This is a genomic window from Chitinophaga sp. 22620 (genome assembly GCF_052044405.1).
Taxonomy (GTDB): Bacteria; Bacteroidota; Bacteroidia; order Chitinophagales; family Chitinophagaceae; genus Chitinophaga.
The window spans coordinates 173,223-190,037 of the sequence record NZ_JBQEMV010000001.1; the positions used below are offsets into that span (position 1 = coordinate 173,223).

General features: G+C 51.3%; 18 protein-coding genes and 1 tRNA gene. 9 read left to right on the forward strand and 10 right to left on the reverse strand.

The window, feature by feature from the left end; genetic code table 11:
• Positions 1-33: 33 nt before the first annotated feature.
• Entirely contained in the window at positions 34-1,701 is a 1,668-nt protein-coding gene (locus ACTJIK_RS00700; protein ID WP_440644324.1) for a glutamine--tRNA ligase/YqeY domain fusion protein, read from the forward strand.
• 567 nt (positions 1,702-2,268) lie between these two features.
• Here the strand turns inward: ACTJIK_RS00700 and gltX are convergent.
• Complete coding sequence (gene gltX, locus ACTJIK_RS00705) at positions 2,269-3,798, reverse strand: glutamate--tRNA ligase (RefSeq protein ID WP_440644325.1); 1,530 nt, start codon at positions 3,796-3,798, stop codon at positions 2,269-2,271.
• 55 nt (positions 3,799-3,853) lie between these two features.
• On the opposite strand from gltX, the gene ACTJIK_RS00710 reads away from it, so the two are divergent.
• On the forward strand, positions 3,854-4,468 hold the full coding sequence (locus ACTJIK_RS00710; RefSeq protein ID WP_440644326.1) for a polysaccharide deacetylase family protein: 615 nt from the start codon (positions 3,854-3,856) through the stop codon (positions 4,466-4,468).
• Between the two features lie 75 nt (positions 4,469-4,543).
• On the opposite strand, the gene ACTJIK_RS00715 is transcribed toward ACTJIK_RS00710, so the two are convergent.
• Entirely contained in the window at positions 4,544-5,419 is an 876-nt protein-coding gene (locus ACTJIK_RS00715; protein WP_440644327.1) for a hypothetical protein, read from the reverse strand.
• A 117-nt stretch (positions 5,420-5,536) separates the two neighbouring features.
• Here ACTJIK_RS00715 and ACTJIK_RS00720 point away from each other — a divergent pair, with 117 nt between their 5' ends.
• On the forward strand, positions 5,537-6,307 hold the full coding sequence (locus ACTJIK_RS00720; RefSeq protein WP_440644328.1) for a TatD family hydrolase: 771 nt from the start codon (positions 5,537-5,539) through the stop codon (positions 6,305-6,307).
• A 42-nt stretch (positions 6,308-6,349) separates the two neighbouring features.
• Positions 6,350-7,390: an asparaginase gene (locus ACTJIK_RS00725; RefSeq protein WP_440644329.1), complete on the forward strand. Its 1,041-nt coding sequence runs from the start codon at positions 6,350-6,352 to the stop codon at positions 7,388-7,390.
• Positions 7,391-7,402: 12 nt separating this feature from the next.
• Here the strand turns inward: ACTJIK_RS00725 and ACTJIK_RS00730 are convergent, their stop codons facing one another.
• Positions 7,403-8,335 carry a sugar phosphate isomerase/epimerase family protein gene (locus tag ACTJIK_RS00730; protein ID WP_440644330.1) on the reverse strand — a complete coding sequence of 311 codons (933 nt, stop codon included), beginning with the start codon at positions 8,333-8,335 and terminating at the stop codon, positions 7,403-7,405.
• A gap of 37 nt (positions 8,336-8,372) precedes the next feature.
• On the opposite strand from ACTJIK_RS00730, the gene ACTJIK_RS00735 reads away from it, so the two are divergent.
• Positions 8,373-8,618: a YdeI/OmpD-associated family protein gene (locus ACTJIK_RS00735; RefSeq protein WP_440644331.1), complete on the forward strand. Its 246-nt coding sequence runs from the start codon at positions 8,373-8,375 to the stop codon at positions 8,616-8,618.
• Between the two features lie 82 nt (positions 8,619-8,700).
• Positions 8,701-8,787 (forward strand) — tRNA-Ser (locus ACTJIK_RS00740).
• A gap of 124 nt (positions 8,788-8,911) precedes the next feature.
• On the opposite strand, the gene ACTJIK_RS00745 is transcribed toward ACTJIK_RS00740, so the two are convergent.
• Complete coding sequence (locus ACTJIK_RS00745) at positions 8,912-9,271, reverse strand: SnoaL-like domain-containing protein (RefSeq protein WP_440644332.1); 360 nt, start codon at positions 9,269-9,271, stop codon at positions 8,912-8,914.
• Positions 9,272-9,337: 66 nt separating this feature from the next.
• Positions 9,338-10,015, reverse strand: a complete 678-nt coding sequence (locus ACTJIK_RS00750; protein WP_440644333.1) for a cupin domain-containing protein — start codon at positions 10,013-10,015, stop codon at positions 9,338-9,340.
• Between the two features lie 196 nt (positions 10,016-10,211).
• On the opposite strand from ACTJIK_RS00750, the gene ACTJIK_RS00755 reads away from it, so the two are divergent.
• The gene (locus ACTJIK_RS00755; RefSeq protein WP_440644334.1) at positions 10,212-10,823 is read left to right on the forward strand and encodes an ester cyclase; all 612 of its coding nucleotides are present in this window, start codon (positions 10,212-10,214) and stop codon (positions 10,821-10,823) included.
• On the opposite strand, the gene ACTJIK_RS00760 is transcribed toward ACTJIK_RS00755, so the two are convergent.
• The 4 genes from ACTJIK_RS00760 to ACTJIK_RS00775 form a co-directional block, all read right to left on the reverse strand.
• Positions 10,787-11,776, reverse strand: a complete 990-nt coding sequence (locus tag ACTJIK_RS00760) for an aldo/keto reductase (protein WP_440644336.1) — start codon at positions 11,774-11,776, stop codon at positions 10,787-10,789. The two genes, ACTJIK_RS00755 and ACTJIK_RS00760, sit on opposite strands and share 37 nt — an antisense overlap.
• A gap of 63 nt (positions 11,777-11,839) precedes the next feature.
• Positions 11,840-12,691 (reverse strand): AraC family transcriptional regulator, encoded by an 852-nt coding sequence (locus ACTJIK_RS00765; RefSeq protein WP_440644337.1) that lies wholly within the window; start codon positions 12,689-12,691, stop codon positions 11,840-11,842.
• A 36-nt stretch (positions 12,692-12,727) separates the two neighbouring features.
• The gene (locus tag ACTJIK_RS00770) at positions 12,728-13,453 is read right to left on the reverse strand and encodes an NAD(P)-dependent oxidoreductase (protein ID WP_440644339.1); all 726 of its coding nucleotides are present in this window, start codon (positions 13,451-13,453) and stop codon (positions 12,728-12,730) included.
• A gap of 61 nt (positions 13,454-13,514) precedes the next feature.
• Positions 13,515-14,186, reverse strand: a complete 672-nt coding sequence (locus ACTJIK_RS00775; RefSeq protein ID WP_440644340.1) for a DNA alkylation repair protein — start codon at positions 14,184-14,186, stop codon at positions 13,515-13,517.
• A gap of 278 nt (positions 14,187-14,464) precedes the next feature.
• Here ACTJIK_RS00775 and ACTJIK_RS00780 point away from each other — a divergent pair, with 278 nt between their 5' ends.
• Entirely contained in the window at positions 14,465-14,698 is a 234-nt protein-coding gene (locus ACTJIK_RS00780; protein WP_440644341.1) for a thioredoxin family protein, read from the forward strand.
• A gap of 59 nt (positions 14,699-14,757) precedes the next feature.
• Here the strand turns inward: ACTJIK_RS00780 and pdxR are convergent, their stop codons facing one another.
• A complete protein-coding gene (gene pdxR, locus ACTJIK_RS00785) occupies positions 14,758-16,224 on the reverse strand; it encodes a MocR-like pyridoxine biosynthesis transcription factor PdxR (RefSeq protein ID WP_440644342.1) in 1,467 nt (488 codons plus the stop codon).
• Positions 16,225-16,311: 87 nt separating this feature from the next.
• Between pdxR and ACTJIK_RS00790 the strand changes: the two genes are divergently transcribed.
• On the forward strand, positions 16,312-16,779 hold the full coding sequence (locus ACTJIK_RS00790; RefSeq protein ID WP_440644343.1) for a cupin domain-containing protein: 468 nt from the start codon (positions 16,312-16,314) through the stop codon (positions 16,777-16,779).
• The last annotated feature ends 36 nt before the right edge of the window (positions 16,780-16,815 follow it).

Consider the following 16,815-nt stretch of genomic DNA (forward strand, 5'->3'; position numbering starts at 1 on the left):
TACATTTGCAATTCGGCAAAAGCTACAATTTTTATGAGCGAAGAAAGATCACTGAATTTTTTAGAACAGATCGTGGAAGAGGATATCGCCAAAGGCGCGAACGGAGGGCGGGTGCTCACCCGTTTCCCGCCGGAGCCCAACGGGTACCTGCACATTGGCCATGCCAAAAGCATCTGCCTCAATTTCGGACTGGCTAAAAAATACAACGGGCAAACGAACCTCCGGTTTGATGATACCAATCCCATCACCGAGGATACTGAATACGTGGATTCCATCAAAGCCGATATCCAATGGCTGGGCTTTGAATGGGCCAATGAACTCTATGCCTCCGATTACTTCGAACAGCTGTACCAGTTTGCAGTTGAGCTCATCAAAAAAGGCCTTGCCTATGTGGACGATTCCAGCGCCGCTGAAATAGCCGCCCTGAAAGGCACGCCCACCGAAGCAGGAAAGAACAGCCCCTACCGCGACCGCAGCGTGGAGGAAAACCTCCGCCTTTTCGCCGAAATGCGCGAGGGCAAACATCCTGACGGTTCCAAGGTACTGCGCGCCAAAATAGACATGGCTTCGCCCAATATGCACATGCGCGACCCGCTGATGTACCGCATCAAACACGCACATCACCACCGCACCGGCGATGCCTGGAGCATTTACCCGATGTACGATTTCGCGCACGGGCAAAGCGACAGCATCGAGCAGATCACGCATTCCATCTGTACGCTGGAGTTTGTACCGCACCGCCCGCTGTACGACTGGTTCATCGAAAAGCTGGACATATTCCCTTCGCACCAATATGAGTTCGCGCGGCTGAACCTGACCTATACCGTCATGAGCAAACGCAAGCTGCTGCAGCTGGTGAACGAAGGCCACGTTACCGGTTGGGACGATCCGCGCATGCCTACCCTCAGCGCTTACCGCCGCCGCGGCTATACGCCTGCCAGCATCCGCAACTTCGCGGAGCGCGTAGGCGTACAAAAGCGCGATAACCTGATAGACGTGGGCCTGCTGGAATTTTGCATCCGCGAGGAGCTGAACAGAACCGCCAACCGCGTAATGGCCGTGCTGGACCCGGTGAAGCTGGTGATCACCAACTACCCGGAAAACCAGGCGGCAGAACTGCCGGCAGAAAACAACCCGGAGGATGAATCGGCCGGTTCACGCACCGTTACATTCAGCAATACGCTTTACATAGAGCGGGAAGATTTTATGGAAGATCCTCCCAAGAAGTTCTTCCGCCTGGGCCCCGGCCTGGCTGTGCGCCTGAAGTACGCATACATCATCAAATGCGACAGCTTTGAGAAAGATGCGGACGGCAACGTGACCACGATATATTGTTCTTACATCCCGGAAAGCCTTAGCGGTGGAGACACCAGCGGCCTGAAGGTAAAAGGCACCATTCACTGGGTAAGCGCCGCGCATGCGGCCAAAGCAGAAGTTCGCCTGTACGACCGGCTGTTTTCCGTGGAAAATCCCGCGGCGGAGGAAGGAGATTTCAAATCCTTCATCAATCCTGATTCCTTGCAGGTAATTCCCGAGGCGTACGTGGAGCCGGTGCTGCTGGATGCAAAGCCAGGCGACCGTTTCCAGTTCCTGCGCATGGGATATTTCTGTGCGGACACTGATTCGAAGCCCGGCAAGCCGGTGTTTAACAGGACTGTTACCCTGAAGGATACCTGGGCGAAAGAAGCGAAGAAAAGCTAACAACAATGTTTTTATGCATAGAAGCCGCCCTGGTAAGCCCCGGGCGGCTTTTTTCATCCCCGGCCATCCTCCGCTCAAACCCATGTCAGTCCCGTATCTCCCCCGTGTCAAAGCCGGGGATAAAGCATGGATAAAGCGTGTTTAGTAGTACTTGAAAGCGTGGGGGTATCAGAAATGTACCGCGATTATCCGGCCAAAGCCTTATCAGGCCCGCATCTCCCGTATATTAAAGGAAGATTAAAGTACTTGAAAGAAACGGTATCAGAAATGTACCGCTATTATCCGGCCAACCCCGGCTCAGGCCTGCATCTTCCCAAATTCAAATCCGTGGATAATATGTAGTCCGTCATTGCGAGGAGCAGCAAGGAATCCTGTGCAGCAGTAAGCGCGACGAAGCAATCTCCCAATATTGCGTCTATCAATCCAATGCAGGAGATTGCTTCGTCGCCCCTCCCACTTTGGCTCGGCTGCTTCTCGCAATGACGAATTGCCCTTGCTTCGTCGCCCCCGCTTTGGCTCTGCTGCCTCGCAATGACGAGATCTGCTGCCAACGCTGCCCTTATCTTACTATTGAAAAGCAACCAGCGCCAGCCTGATGCGTTCCACCGTTTCCGCCTTGCCGATCGTTTCAGCAATGGTGAACACGGGCGGGCCGAACTTGCCGCCGCAAAGCATGATCCTGAAAGGCAGCTGCAACTCGCCGGGCTTAATGCCTTTGGCGGTCGCCAGCTGCTTGAAGCTTTCTTCGATCGGCGCGAAGCTGAAATCTTCCAGCCCGTTCAGCACGCTGGCCCATTCTTCGAAAAATGCCTGCTTTTCCGCGCTCCATTTGGGTTTCACGGCATCGAGATCATATTTTTCCGGGCGGATGAAGAAAAAGAAACCATGGTCCCAGATCTCGTTCACGAAATGGCAGCGCTCTTTTACCAGGCCGGCTACAGTGGCCACGTACGCAGGTTCCGGCGCTACGCCTTTTTCCCGGAGCACGGGTTGCAGCAATTCGGCCAGGCGGCTGTTGTCTGTTTTAAGGATGTATTGGTGGTTGAACCATTTGGCCTTATCGTAGTCGAACTTGGCGCCGCCCTTGTGCACACGTTCGATGGAGAACTTTTCGATCAGCTCTTCCATAGAAAATATCTCCTGCTCCGAACCGTCGTTCCAACCGAGCACGGCCAGCATATTGATGAATGCCTCCGGCAGGAAACCGTTTTCACGGAAGCCTTTGGTCAGCTCGTTTGTATTGGGATCGGTCCAGTTCATGGCGTAAACGGGGAAGCCTAAACGGTCGCCGTCGCGCTTGCTGAGCTTGCCATTCCCATCCGGCTTGAGGATGAGCGGAAGATGCGCCCATTCCGGCATTTCCTTTTCCCAGCCCAGGTATTTCCACAGCAGGATATGCACCGGCGCGGAAGGCAGCCATTCTTCACCGCGGAAGGCGTGGGATATCTTCATCAGGTAATCGTCTACCACCACGGCCAGGTGATAAGTGGGCATGCCGTCTGCCTTCAGCAGCACCTTATCGTCCACCGTACTGGTCTGGAAGCTTACGGTGCCGCGGATCATGTCCGTAAAATGCAGTTCCTCGTTTTCCGGCATTTTGATGCGGATCACGTGGGGAGCGCCTTTATCCAGCAATGCTTTTACTTCTGCCGCTTCCAGCGTGAGCGAGTTGCGCATGACGCGGCGGATGGAGTGGTTGTATTGAGGGGAATGGTTGCCGCGGGCTTTTTCCACTTCGCGCATGGCTTCCAGTTCTTCCGGGGTATCGAATGCGTAGTAGGCATGGCCTGATTGCACCAGCTGTTCTGCATATTGCCGGTACAGCGCTTTTCGCTCGCTCTGGCGGTAGGGTGCGAAAGGGCCGCCTTTGTGAGGGCCTTCGTCCGCGTCCAGCCCGCACCAGCGGAGGCATTCAATGATATATTCCTCAGCTCCCGGCACATAACGGGTCTGGTCCGTATCTTCAATCCGCAGCACAAATTCGCCGCCATGGTGGCGGGCAAACAGGTAATTGAACAACACCGTGCGCACGCCGCCGAGGTGTAAACCGCCGGTTGGGCTGGGTGCAAAGCGCACCCGTACTTTTTTATGATCCATACGGCGCAAAAATAATAATTTCGGGCTTGGGAATCATGATTCAAATCCCGGCAATATGTTCTATTTTACGAAAACACCCGCTTTCCTCAAAACACTGTACAAAAGCTGCATCTGGAACTTCTCTCCCGCTGTTCCCGCTGTATACCTTACGTTCGACGACGGGCCTCACCCCAAAGCCACGCCCTTCGTGCTGGAACAGCTGAAGAAATACAAAGCCAAAGGCACTTTTTTCTGTATCGGGAAGAACGTGGTGGAACACCCCGACATTTACCAGCAGATATTGCTGGATGGCCACGCCGTAGGCAATCATACCCACAATCACCTCAATGGCTGGAAAAGCCCTACAGATAAGTATCTCGACAATATCCGCGAAGCCGCGGGATATATCCGTTCCAATCTTTTCAGGCCGCCGTACGGCCGCATTTCCCCGTTCCAGATCAGGGAACTGAAAAAAGACTACAGGATCATTATGTGGGACATCCTCAGCGCGGACTTCGACAAGGAGCTGACCGGCGAGGAATGTGTGCAGAACGTGGTGTTTAAGCTGCAACCCGGCTCCATCGTGGTGTTTCACGACAGCGAGAAAGCCTGGGACCGGATGAACTATGCGCTGCCCAGGATATTGGAGCATTGCAAACGCCAGGGCTGGCGTTGTGAGGCGATCCTCTAGCCTGGTTCATCCCAATAAAAAACGCCCCGGCGTTCACCGGGACGTTCCTCAAAAAGATATGGCAGTAAAGCTTTATTAAGGCTTCAGGGTAATTTCTTTTGTTTTGTCGCCTACGGTCAGGATGGCTTTATTGTCGCAGGTACCTTCGCCGTAGTTGATGGAGGCGGTGTGTGCATTTACGGTAACGGACAGTTCGCCTTTGTCTATCCATGAGCAGGAAATTTTCCTGTGCAGCGGGCTCTTGATCAGGATGTTCGCGCTGCTGGTGCTGTCTTCCAGCTTGGCGTGGCCGGTCAGTTCATATGCATCGTCCAGGATAGACAGTGTTCCGCCGCCTGCTTTCTGCTGCAGGGTACGGGTGCCGCTGTAGTTTATTACAGTTCCGTTGGGATAAGTGAGCTTGCCGCCGGCAACCGCGTAAGTGTAACCGAAACCGCCGTTGGAGGAGAGGTTAGTGAGCGTTTGCGTGCCTTCCACTTTAATCCCGTTCACGAAATAGTTCTCAAAAGTAATGGTAGCGGTGGCGCCGGTGAGCCAAAACATTTTATCCACTTCAACGATGATCTTTCCTTTACGGGTGCGGCCGTTGTTTTCCGTACAGCCGATACCGTAGTCGATGGTGACTGTTTTCGGGAAAGTGATCAGGTCTGGTGGAGTGAAGCTGATCTCCACACCCGCGCAACGGGCAAGGCCTTCTGTGGGCGCGGACTGGCGCTTTTGGCCATTCAGTCCCTGTTGGGTGGCGTTCACATCTATCACCTCGGTAAATGCATCTTCGTATATAGCGTTGATCTCGGTTTCTTTTTCGGCGGCAGATATGGTAAGCACGTCTCTTTGTTCATCAGCGCCCGTTTTATCGTCTTTCTTACAGGCGAAGAAAATGGTGATAGCGCCAATGGCCAATGCAGTAACAGTTAGAACTTTGTTGGTGTTAAAATAGTGTTTCATCATAGTAGTTTTTATAGGTATTGGCTTGTTGAGACTGTACCTTTGCGGAAAGGTTTAACTCAGATATTACAAAATACAAGAAAATAAAGATAAACAATTAATTGAAAAAAACAATATGTAATGAACTGGATTGACACGCATGCCCATTTATATTCCCGTGAATTTGAATCCGACAGGACTGAAATGGTGGGGCGGGCCATCCGGCAGGGCGTGAACAGGTTGTTGCTGCCGAACATAGACGAGGATTCCATAGCCGGTATGCTGGCGCTGGAGGCCGAATTCCCGGGAGAATGCCTGCCTATGATGGGTATACATCCCGTTTACGTGAAAGAAAACGCTGAAGCCCAGTTGGCTATTGTACAGCAATGGCTCGAAAAACGGAAATTCTGGGGTGTGGGCGAGATCGGGCTTGATTTTTACTGGGATACCACCTTCCGGGAACAACAATACCTGGCTTTCAGGCGGCAATTGCAGCTGTCTGCCGAGCATGGGCTGCCGGTATCTATCCATAGCCGGGAGGCCACACGGGCATGTATAGACGTAGTGAAGGAGTTCCCCGCGGGCAGGCTGAGCGGGGTGTTCCATTGTTTTTCCGGCACCCGCGACGAGGCGCAGGAAGTGATAGACCTGGGGTTTTACCTGGGTATCGGCGGGGTGGTGACTTTTAAGAAAGCGGGGTTGGACGTGCTGCTGGAGGATATTGACCTGCAACACGTAGTGCTGGAGACGGATGCGCCTTACCTGGCGCCGGTTCCGTACAGGGGCAAAAGGAACGAGAGCGCATACATCCCGTTGATCGCCCAGCGGATCGCAGATGTAAAAAATCTAAAAATTGAAGAAGTAGCTGCGATTACGACGGGTAATGCACAGAAATTATTCAAAACGCTCTAACTGATAAGTGAATACATTTGCATGCAATTCTATCTGAGATAAATGACGAAGATTCTTATCATCTATACCGGTGGCACCGTGGGGATGATTTACGACGAAAAGACGACAGCACTGCGGCCCATCGGCTTCAATGAGATCAGGAACAATCTACCCGAGCTTTACCGGATGGGAATCGATTTCTACGTTTACGCCTTTAATCCTCCCATGGATTCGTCGGACATGCACCCGGAGATCTGGTCTGAACTGGCCGGCATCATCGAAGACCGGTACGACCGGTACGACGGGTTCGTGATCCTGCATGGCTCCGATACCATGGCGTTTACCGCATCCGCGCTCAGCTTCATGCTCGAAAATCTTTCCAAGCCCGTGATCCTCACCGGCAGCCAGCTGCCCATTGGCAAGATCAGGACCGACGCGAAAGAGAACATCATCACCGCCATGGAGATCGCCTCTACCAAAAGCAACGGCCACTGTATGGTGCCCGAGGTCTGCATTTATTTCGACTTCATGCTCTTCCGCGGCAACCGCGCCAAGAAGTATAACGCGGAAAAGTTCGAGGCCTTTTATTCTATGAACTATCCCGCGCTGGCAGAGGCCGGCATCGACATCAAATACAAGAACAACTACATGTTGCCCGCGCCTGAAAAGGGTTTGGTGGTGCACAAGAATATGGACCCGAACATCGGCGTGCTGAAAATATTCCCCGGCATTACCCGCAAGGCGGTGGAAGCCATCGTGAACACGCCCGGTATGCGCGGCCTGCTGCTGGAAACCTTTGGCAGCGGCAATGCCACTACACAGTCATGGTTCACCGAATGCCTGCAAAAGGCGGCGGACAAAGGGATCATTATGGTGGATATTACCCAGTGCGACGGCGGTTCCGTGGAGCTGGGCAAATATGAAACCAGCCAGCACCTGCAAAAGATAGGCGTGGTAAGCGGTCATGATATGACCTTTGAAGCAGCCACCACCAAGCTGATGTACCTGCTGGGCCAGGACCTGGATGCGGCTGAAATAAAACGCCTGATAGAAACACCCATGCGCGGCGAGCTGACGCCGACCGTGGTGCCGGATCCCGAATAAAGCCGAAAGGTGCTACATTGCGGCCAGCAATCCTCTCAGCGTATCCACATCTTTCTTCAGCTTATCCTGCACGATCTTTTGTTTCTGCGACGCGGAGAGGGATTCTTCCGCCGTGGAGATCAGCGGGTATTCCAGGTGCAGAGAGATGGGCGCTTTGATGTTCAGTTCTTTTATCTTTTTGAAATAAGCCTTAAAATCCACCATTCCCTCGCCCAGCGGCACGTTTTCCAGCACGTATTTGCCGTTCTGTTTCGTCCAGCGTACGTCTTTGATCACGATGGTGTTGATATGCGGGCTGATCAGCTGAAGCCCGAGCGGCCAGCTGTTGGCGCCTTCCACGGTGGCGTGGCGGATGTCGTACTGCACGCCGGCCCAGGCGGGGTCCACCTCTTTGATCATTTCATGGAGGTCCCACACAGCGGCGCCGATCCTCAGGCCGGAATGGTTCTGGTAGGCGGCTTTGACGTTATATTTCCTGTTCAATTCCGCCAGTGCTTTCAGCTGCTTGCCGCGGTTGCGGAGGCTCTCCTGCAGCGGCTTTCCCTTTTCATACTCATACCAGCCCATCCGGTAATACTGGATGCCTTCCGCTGCAGCGGCCTGCAACACCGGCGCCGTAGCCGGATCGTCCGCATACAGGATGGCGGTGGTCATCAGCTTCGCCGAGATCCCCGCTTTATGCGCTGCCGCAACGGCTTTGGGAAGATCCTGCGCCACCTTGTCCGGCGTAACGTGCCCTTCCGGCCTCACCGTATAATCCACGCCATTGAGCCCTGCTGCTGCAAAGGTTTCGCAGAGCATGCTGAAATCCATCCATTTGAACTGGAAAGGTTTGGAGAAGCCGTGTATTTCCCATTCCGCAGCGGGGAAGCCCATAGAACGGAGTGGGATGGCTGCGCCGGCCATGGCGAGGGTTTGCAGGAAGGAGCGGCGGGTATATGGCATGATCTTGGGTTTTCAGTAAAATATTAATTTTAATCTTATGAAAAAAGACTTCAGCAGTTTAAAACGGCCCCGCCACCCGATGCCCGATTTTATTGATGAGGCATTGACGAGCCATCAATTATACGGGAAATACGAAGCCCGGCCGGCTTATCAGCAGAACGATTATATCTGGTGGATCAGCAGTGCGAAGCGGGAGGAAACGCGGCAGAAACGGCTGAAACAGATGCTGGATGAGCTGAAGAAAGGGGATAAGTATATGAATATGGCCTATAACGGCAAATAAAAACCGGAAATTCCCGGAAATTCTTGGATTTTTTGGCCAAAGCGTTATCTTTGCAGCCCTGAATTGAAGAATTCAACCGTACGGAGGAGTGCAGGAGTGGTTGAACTGGCACGCCTGGAAAGTGTGTATAGGAGAAATCCTATCAAGGGTTCGAATCCCTTCTCCTCCGCTAAAGGAAATGATCAGTATTGATTGTTTCCTTTTTTTTATGCCCTCAGGGGACTGATTTATTAAAGCAGCTGTTTTCTGTTTCCCATGCGGGAAAGCGCCCGACAGGTAATATCTGCAAAAGTTTACATAAAGAATTGCTCAGAAATAATTTTACCGTCTTTGACAGTATATACACAGATCTCCTTCATCTGCTGACGATCCATGCCTTTTATTTTGAGGTCCATCGTTAGCACAAAAGAGAATGAATTGCCGGCAATCTGCGGCTCGGAGACGGTTGTGCCGTACCGGGATTCTACCATGGAGCTGAACTTCCTGTCTTTCTCCATTAAAGCGCTTAGCCCCTTCGTTTCTTTCTCGAAACCTGGTACTTCGAAAGGTTCTATGCTCACCGCATCATCCGCGTATAGTTCTGCTTGCGCCAGGCTAAATTGTTCATTGCGGCAATAATTTGCCAAACGGTCTGCAATTTGTTCTACTGTCATAAGAGTAAATTATGTAGTTAAAATTACAATTTCGCGTAGCAATTACAGCGGCCTAAAAAGTCTGTATTATTTGCATGAAACTAATGGCGTGGCATTGTCAAGATCGCGGCTGGCGGGATATGCGGCATCGTACAATATGAGCGCCAGGGCCCGTCTGGGTGTGGACCCAATAACCCGCCCGCGGTGCGCGCTGTTTCCCGGGACGAGATAGGATTGCCCGGCACCAAGACGTTGGCTGCTTTCTGACCTTTCTATACACTGTTCGCCACCGACTATGTAGAATACTTCCGGGCCGGAATGCGTGTGGATTGGTGTTGTGGATCCTGGCATAAGCAGAGATGATAGCACCCGCATCATATATCGGTCCGCCGGAGGCAGCTCAAAAGGACCTATCTCGTCGATGTGCTCACCGCCTTGATGGTCCCCAGCTTTGGCCCCGACAGTCAACAGCCAAAAAGAGCCATGTGCTTCAGTTGCCACACTATTGGCACCGGCTGCTTTCATCGCGGCTTCCAGCGAGTTAAAGCGATCTATATGCCAGTATAGTGCCTTTGCCAGAGACCCAACCAGGAGCCTGTTGGTCAGAATCGTACAACCTTCCTCTCCACGCCGTTCAGGAGAATTTTCCATACACTTTACAGGTGAGCGCGTGATTGCAACCTTCGCATTTTTATTGTCCCTCGTTGTTGCACAAGAACACACCAACAAGAATAAGATCAGGGAAATACAAATTCTTCGTTTCATACGATTACGTTTGGTGAATATTATAAAATAAACGTTAAGCGCCTGTATACTTTTCCTGGTGGCCGTCTACCGGGCACCAGGCCGCTATTTTCTGAGGCCCCGGAATATGAAGGATTTAACGTTACCAGCCGTGTAACAAGTGAATGCCAATTTGCCTGCCTTTCTATTGAAACATCTTTAACCAAAAAATTTTAGCATGAAAACGACATCTTTGTTATGCACAGCTATGCAAAAATTTATACTGTCGGCAATCCTGGCAATGCCAGTTTCAATTGCGGCTCTTGCTCAAACTGGCCAATTACAGGAGCGGAATAAAGATGTGATTCTTAAATACCAGGAACGGATCAATAGTGGCGACGCCAACGGCGCAGTACAATATATCTCAAAAGATATGAAAAATTTCGGGAAAGTGGTAGGGCAGGACGGTGTTCGCGCCGTACTCAATGACGTCTTTACTACATTCCCGGACTGGCGGGCGGAAACTGTAGAAATTGCGGCGGTTGGAGACGCCGTTATAGCGCGCCAAAAGGTCAGCGGTACTCATCTCGGAATTAGCAAAATTCCGGTAAACGGAGGCCTGCTGGTAAACGTTCTCCCAACAGGCAACCGTTTCGAAGTCCCGCACCTCCATTGGTATACAATTCGTGATGGGAAAATCGTTGAACATCATGGTAACCGGGATGATCTTGGCATGATGCAGCAACTAGGACTGGTACCCAGATCACTGCCTGCACCCGGGATTCAACCGCAGCCGGACAATACCACTAATTGCTACCCGTTCAAAGCACCCAGGAACCTTTCAGGATAGCGGCTGCCGGAAACAATACCGGCAGGCATCAAGGCGTCAATGCTGTCAAGATCTTCCCTGGTAAGCTGAACATGCCCAGACGCGATATTTTCCTCAAGATGTTTTATTCTTTTCGAGCCCGGAATGGTGATAATGTCGCTGCCCTGTGCAAGTACCCATGCAATGGCCAGCTGAGCGGGTGTGCAGTTTTTATGTGATGCCAATGTCCTGATCTTTTCAACCAGCTCCAGGTTTTTATAAAAGTTTTCGCCCTGGTAACGCGGCATGTTTGCACGGCTGTCTTTAATATCCTCCGGTTTCCTGAAATCCCCGCTCAGGAAGCCGCGACTTAAAGGCGCGTAAGCAACGAGGCCAATACCTAATTCACGTATAGTTGGAAGCACTTCTGCCTCGATGTCCCTGCTCCATAACGAGTATTCTATCTGCAGCGCGGTGACGGGATGTACGGCGGCCGCCCTGCGAATGGTTTTCGCCGATGCTTCCGACAAACCAATGTAACGGATCACGCCCTTTTGTACGAGATCGGCCAGCGCGCCGATCGTTTCTTCGACCGGAACATTGGGATCTATCCTTCCAGGCGTGTAAAGATCGATATAATCGGTCTTCAGCCGGCGCAGGCTGTAAAATACGGCATTGCGCAGGTGATCCGGACGTGCATTTACCGGCCCCGGAGTCATGCCTCCGTTGGCGCCCGCCGTAACCAGCTGGCCTGTTTTTACAGAAAGGAAAGCATCTTTGCGTTTGCCTTTGATAGCCTGGCCGATCAGCTCCTCGTTGTGGCCAACATTATAATAATCCGCTGTGTCCAAAAAATTGTGGCCGAGTTCAAGCGCCCGCTCAATGGTGGCGATGGATTCCTTTTCCTCCGGTTGCCCGTATGCGCCGGACATGCCCATGCATCCTAAACCTACAGCGGATACCAACGGGCCGTTTGTTCCTAATGTTCTTTTCATTGTTGCTCTTTTTGATGAAACAAAAATGAACAGAACATTCCCGAAGAACCCGGACAAAACGTATTACTTGCCTGACAAATCCTGAAAGAACCCGGCAATCGTTTTACCGGTCACCTTTTTAAACAACCTGGAGAAGTATTCGGGGTCGTTAAATCCTAGCTCAAAGGCAAGCTCCTTAATAGAGGAGCTTTCGTTATAATACAACCGGCGGCGCGCTTCGAGTATCAGGCGGTTGATGATGAACTCCTTGGGCGAAAGACCTGAATAATGTTTGACAATATTATATAAGCTATTAGTGTTGATCGCCAATTCTCCGGCGATGTCCCTGATCCTGGGATGCTCCGTAAGGTTGTTCTCTACAAACACCTTAAAACCGATGTATTTGGAAAGCCTGCTGTCCGCGGGATGCTGATCGGCGTTGAAATATGCGGAATTTATTTCAGCCAGCAAGCTGTTGAGATACGCCAGTATAAGTTCCGGATCGGTGTTCATAACGCTCAGTAACCCCAGCAGTATCTCGAAGATCGATTTTATCCTGGCAGCGGCAGATGATTCAAAGGTGATCTTTGAGGCATTCAAAGGGTTCACCAGGAAAGGATATTGTTTAGGCAACAGGGAAAGGCAGCTTTCATCAAAACCGATCTTAAAATAATCCGCGTTCTCATCCGGGTACGCAAGCTCATGTACCTGGTGGGGAAGAACAACCAGCAGCTCGTTTGCGTTTACGCTGAATTGCTGAAGGTCGACACGGTGTTGCGCGCAGCCATCCACCATAAAAAGAAAGAAATAATATGCTCTGCGGTGGATATACCCATATTTACGGACCTCTTCAGCCGTCAGGTGACCAAAGCCCGGCGTTACAAGGCGTATCGGCAGCTTGTCGTTCTGTTTGATGGCGTCCAGGAGAAAATCCATGTTTGATCTTTACAAAATCAGTAAAATAATTACGGCTCAGCCTGCATCATTGTATATAACCGGCATCTGCCCTTTCCATTGATTCCAGAGGGCCTCATCTGTTATCAGCCTGGCCATAAAATGGGCCACGTTTATACGGCTCGTTTTTCCCGGGTTAAAGATCGCGCTTCTTGTTGGCGATTGATGCAGCGAATACCCGGTTACATTTTCCAGGTCAATTAAAGTATCAGGGCGTACAACTACCCACTCAGCCGAGGGATTTCCCGGCCCGATGTTAACCCTTAAGTAATCGGCTGCCGCTTCATTGTCAGGATGCGGTGGCAGCAATACCCGCAGCACTCCTATTATAATTCTTTGCCCGAATGAAACCGGCTCATCCAGATCCCTGTTGCTATTCCCTGCCGTATTCATCAGTACAAATTTTATTGGCTTTTCAGATGTGGTTTTTGCAATTGCCTCACATATCAACCTTACCGTTCCCGCAACCAACTTCCCTGGTTTTCCATAAATGCCTTTCCAGGTCATGTTATGCCCAAGGCAGCACGCTACTGCCTGACAGCCGGAAAGATGATTTACCATATCGTCCACACTGATCTCTGTAACGTTCCCCTTAATTATTTCCACGCCCTCATGGTTGCTCCAGGTGCCAGGGATATTACCCGAAGAACGGACAATGATCCTGACCCTTTGTCCTGATCTTAACAGTTGTTCCACTAATAGTTTTCCTGTTGCACCGCTTGCTCCTGCTACTAAAGTTTTCATATCGCTGTGGTTGTATTTCCGGAAAGTGAACAGGCTATCAGCATTTTGATCCGGCATCAAATTACGCTTTCCCCAGCCTTTTCGACATCTCATTAATCCAGATCGGGGCAAAAGGAGAAGTACAATCTTTGGAAGTAGGGTAATCGCGGTAGATGCCCAGCTTTTCACCGATGGCAATTGCCCGTTTCCGGTGAGCGGGAAAATAAATACCGATCTGCGCAAGGGCGGAATTCATCGTCCATTGCACTTCCGGTGCGGCTTTTGCCATTTCAGATTCGATCCGGTTGAGAAGGGCAGGAATGTCCAGTCCCTCCGGCTCCCTGGCGATCCGTCCGCTGGTCAGGCTCCAGCCCGCACGGGCGGCCCAGGTGTTTTTTGAATTCATCCATTTTTCACGGAAACTTTCTTTGGCCGGGTGGTTCTTCACAATGTAGGAATTCAGCCAGTCCGCTATCTGCGGAATTCTGCCAGATTGCACCATTTCTTCCAGTTCCGCGGGCGGTAATTTTTTGGGGTTAGTGACCAATATCGCCACCAGTCTTGCTTCCATGTTTCCGGTCTTCCACAAGGCCTTCGCCAACTCATTATCCGCTTTTATCGGTTTTGCCAGCGTCCTGATATCCCCCATCTTGACGCCGAATTGATTGTCGTCCGCCCCGTGCTTTTTGTTTTGAAGACGCAGCTTCTCGTTGCCGAGGGCTTCAAGCTTTTCGAGTATTTCTTCAACTGTCATGTTGCAATATTTTTAATGGATGCTAACGTTAAGGCTTCTCTCACAACTGCATGGCCTGTTTGTATGTTCCTCAAATTTAGCGCAAAGATCTTCCTGGTTCAATCTTGAATTAAAACCAAATACAAAATAGTGATTTTCAATAAAATATGTATTATTGAGATGATCACCCCGGCTGACTGAATAAACCACTTTCTGAAAACAAGCTCAAATCTGGACCCATATCTAAATAGGAATCCTAACTAATATTGCTCATTATTTACCACTCAAAAACTTCAGCAATGAGCAAAGCAAAATTTTATCATGCCGGTTGCCCGGTTTGCGTTAGCGCGGAACAGGATATCGTGAATCTTATAGGACAGGACAAGGTGGAGGTGATTCACCTGGGCGAAAAGCGGAACCTGATCGCACAGGCTGAAAAAGTAGGGGTAAAATCTGTGCCTGCACTGGTAACCGATAATGGAAATGTGCTCCACATCAACTTTGGCGCTTCGCTGGAAGCCGTAAAAGGGTAATGCAAACGGAAATGCCCCACAGGGCTGCCTCCCGGGGCAGCCCTGCTTAACCAACATCCCTACAACAACTTCTGCATGGCCTTCAGGCCGCGCTCCAGCTCTTCCGCAGTCAGGGATGCATAACCAAGCCGCAACGCATTCAATGGTTTCCCGGCAAATGAAAAAGGTTCCGTTGGAATGATGGACACATTCTGCTGCAGCAGTTTTGACGCCAGCTTCCCGGTATCCAGCTGCTTTTTTAATTGTACCCAGTAGGCCAGGCCTCCGCTGGGCTTCCGGAAGTTCACTTTATCGCCTAGATATTCCAGTAGTTTATTCTCCATATTCTCCCTCCGTTCTTCATACACCTTATAAGCCCTTCGCGCATGTTTACGGATAGCGCCTTCTTCCATCAGCTCGGCAATGGCATGTTCCATCACATTGTCTCCCTGCACATCTATCATTTTCCGCAGCGACGCCGCGGCGTTCACGAAAGCTTCCGGCCCTGAGATATACCCCAGCCGCACCGCAGGCGCTACTACCTTGCTCAGCGAGCTGATATAGATCACATTCGCGGCATTCTCATGGCTGGCCAACGGCAACAGGCTTTTGGAACTGAAGTGAAATTCATGGTCATAGTCGTCTTCAATAATCGCAAAACCAAACCGGTTGGACAGTTCGATCAGCTTCAACCGCCTGTCGATCTTCATACTGACGGTGGTGGGAAACTGGTGATGCGGCGTTACATACACGGCCTTGATCTTTGATCTCGCGCAAACCTTTTCAAGGGTGTCTATGCAGATCCCTTCATCATCCGCCCGTACCGGCACCAGCTTAGCCCCGCATTGCGTAAAGGTGTTCCAGGCGGGGGCATAGCCGGGGTCTTCCACCGCTATCCTGTCCCCTTTCTCCACCATGGAATTGGCGGTCAGGTACAAAGCCATCTGGCTGCCCCTGGTAATGCAAAGGCGTTCTTTATCGGCGTTCAGGCCGCGGTCGTGCAGCAGCATCTTTGCGATGGCGGTCCTGATCGTTTCCGTGCCCTTCGGATTGCCATAGCCCATCATCCGCCATCTTGCATTCTGCTGGAAAATGCGCTTATAGCTTCTCACCAGTTCTTCCATGGGCGCCAGCCGCACATCGGGCAGGCCGTCATCAAAAGCGATCAGGTTTTTACCGGCTGGCTTGAACGGAGCGCCTTCCATGGCCATCTGCCTGAACGCAAAGTTCGGCGCGGCCGGCGTTTGTTTTTTATGGCGGTACAGGGTGGTTTGAAGCGGCAGCTTTTCGGAAACAAACGTGCCCCTTTTGCTGACGGAAACCAGCCAGCCTTCAGCAAGCAACTCATCAAAAGCAAGGATGATCGTTTTCCGGTTCACTTCCAGATCCTCCGCCAGCTGCCGGGTACCGGGAAGCGGAGTGCCGGGTACCAACCGCCCTCTTTTTATTTCTTCAATGATCCCATCGGCTATTTGCCTGTAAACGGGCCGTTCACAATCGAAATTCAGCGAAATAACGGTCTTCCAGGGGCGCAGTTTCTGGACCATATGCTTTTCTTATTTCTGGATTACTAAGATGGTCCAAAGTTACTTCATTTTTGCTGTATCAATTATTCACCCAAAAAATTACCAGATATGATCACAACAAAAGAAAAGGAACAGTTTTCCTCGAAAGACTTTCACCAGACGTTTGCCCGGCCCACATTCGTTATGCCCGGCAAGCTCATTCACAGGAACGTGGAACAGGCAGGCGAGCACAACCAGTTTTCCACGGAAAGAAAACACCCGGTGTTCTTCGTCGATCTGCCCACAAAAAACGTCAGCATGACCATTGGCGGCCTGCTTCCCGGCCAGTTGACGAACCGCCACCGCCATACTTACGAAACCGTATTGTATGTCATTGAAGGCAAAGGTTACACCGAGATCGAAGGCCAGCAGGTAGAATGGCAGGCGGGGGACGCCGTGTACATTCCCAGCTGGGCATGGCACCGCCATCAGAACCTGAGCGATGAAAAACCGGCAAAGTACATCGCCTGCGAAAATGCCCCGCAGCTTCAAAACCTGGGCGTAGCGCTCCGCGAAGAAGAAGGAAGGGATCTCTAAACAGGAAGGGCCTTCAGCGGCCCTTTCTTTCATTTA

What these genes read in the sequence shown, in the direction of transcription:
- ACTJIK_RS00700 (WP_440644324.1), top strand. Translation starts at nt 34, where the DNA reads ATGAGCGAAGAAAGATCACTGAATTTTTTAGAACAGATCGTGGAAGAG.
- gltX (WP_440644325.1), bottom strand. Translation starts at nt 3,798, where the DNA reads ATGGATCATAAAAAAGTACGGGTGCGCTTTGCACCCAGCCCAACCGGC.
- ACTJIK_RS00710 (WP_440644326.1), top strand. Translation starts at nt 3,854, where the DNA reads ATGTTCTATTTTACGAAAACACCCGCTTTCCTCAAAACACTGTACAAA.
- ACTJIK_RS00715 (WP_440644327.1), bottom strand. Translation starts at nt 5,419, where the DNA reads ATGATGAAACACTATTTTAACACCAACAAAGTTCTAACTGTTACTGCA.
- ACTJIK_RS00720 (WP_440644328.1), top strand. Translation starts at nt 5,537, where the DNA reads ATGAACTGGATTGACACGCATGCCCATTTATATTCCCGTGAATTTGAA.
- ACTJIK_RS00725 (WP_440644329.1), top strand. Translation starts at nt 6,350, where the DNA reads ATGACGAAGATTCTTATCATCTATACCGGTGGCACCGTGGGGATGATT.
- ACTJIK_RS00730 (WP_440644330.1), bottom strand. Translation starts at nt 8,335, where the DNA reads ATGCCATATACCCGCCGCTCCTTCCTGCAAACCCTCGCCATGGCCGGC.
- ACTJIK_RS00735 (WP_440644331.1), top strand. Translation starts at nt 8,373, where the DNA reads ATGAAAAAAGACTTCAGCAGTTTAAAACGGCCCCGCCACCCGATGCCC.
- ACTJIK_RS00745 (WP_440644332.1), bottom strand. Translation starts at nt 9,271, where the DNA reads ATGACAGTAGAACAAATTGCAGACCGTTTGGCAAATTATTGCCGCAAT.
- ACTJIK_RS00750 (WP_440644333.1), bottom strand. Translation starts at nt 10,015, where the DNA reads ATGAAACGAAGAATTTGTATTTCCCTGATCTTATTCTTGTTGGTGTGT.
- ACTJIK_RS00755 (WP_440644334.1), top strand. Translation starts at nt 10,212, where the DNA reads ATGAAAACGACATCTTTGTTATGCACAGCTATGCAAAAATTTATACTG.
- ACTJIK_RS00760 (WP_440644336.1), bottom strand. Translation starts at nt 11,776, where the DNA reads ATGAAAAGAACATTAGGAACAAACGGCCCGTTGGTATCCGCTGTAGGT.
- ACTJIK_RS00765 (WP_440644337.1), bottom strand. Translation starts at nt 12,691, where the DNA reads ATGGATTTTCTCCTGGACGCCATCAAACAGAACGACAAGCTGCCGATA.
- ACTJIK_RS00770 (WP_440644339.1), bottom strand. Translation starts at nt 13,453, where the DNA reads ATGAAAACTTTAGTAGCAGGAGCAAGCGGTGCAACAGGAAAACTATTA.
- ACTJIK_RS00775 (WP_440644340.1), bottom strand. Translation starts at nt 14,186, where the DNA reads ATGACAGTTGAAGAAATACTCGAAAAGCTTGAAGCCCTCGGCAACGAG.
- ACTJIK_RS00780 (WP_440644341.1), top strand. Translation starts at nt 14,465, where the DNA reads ATGAGCAAAGCAAAATTTTATCATGCCGGTTGCCCGGTTTGCGTTAGC.
- pdxR (WP_440644342.1), bottom strand. Translation starts at nt 16,224, where the DNA reads ATGGTCCAGAAACTGCGCCCCTGGAAGACCGTTATTTCGCTGAATTTC.
- ACTJIK_RS00790 (WP_440644343.1), top strand. Translation starts at nt 16,312, where the DNA reads ATGATCACAACAAAAGAAAAGGAACAGTTTTCCTCGAAAGACTTTCAC.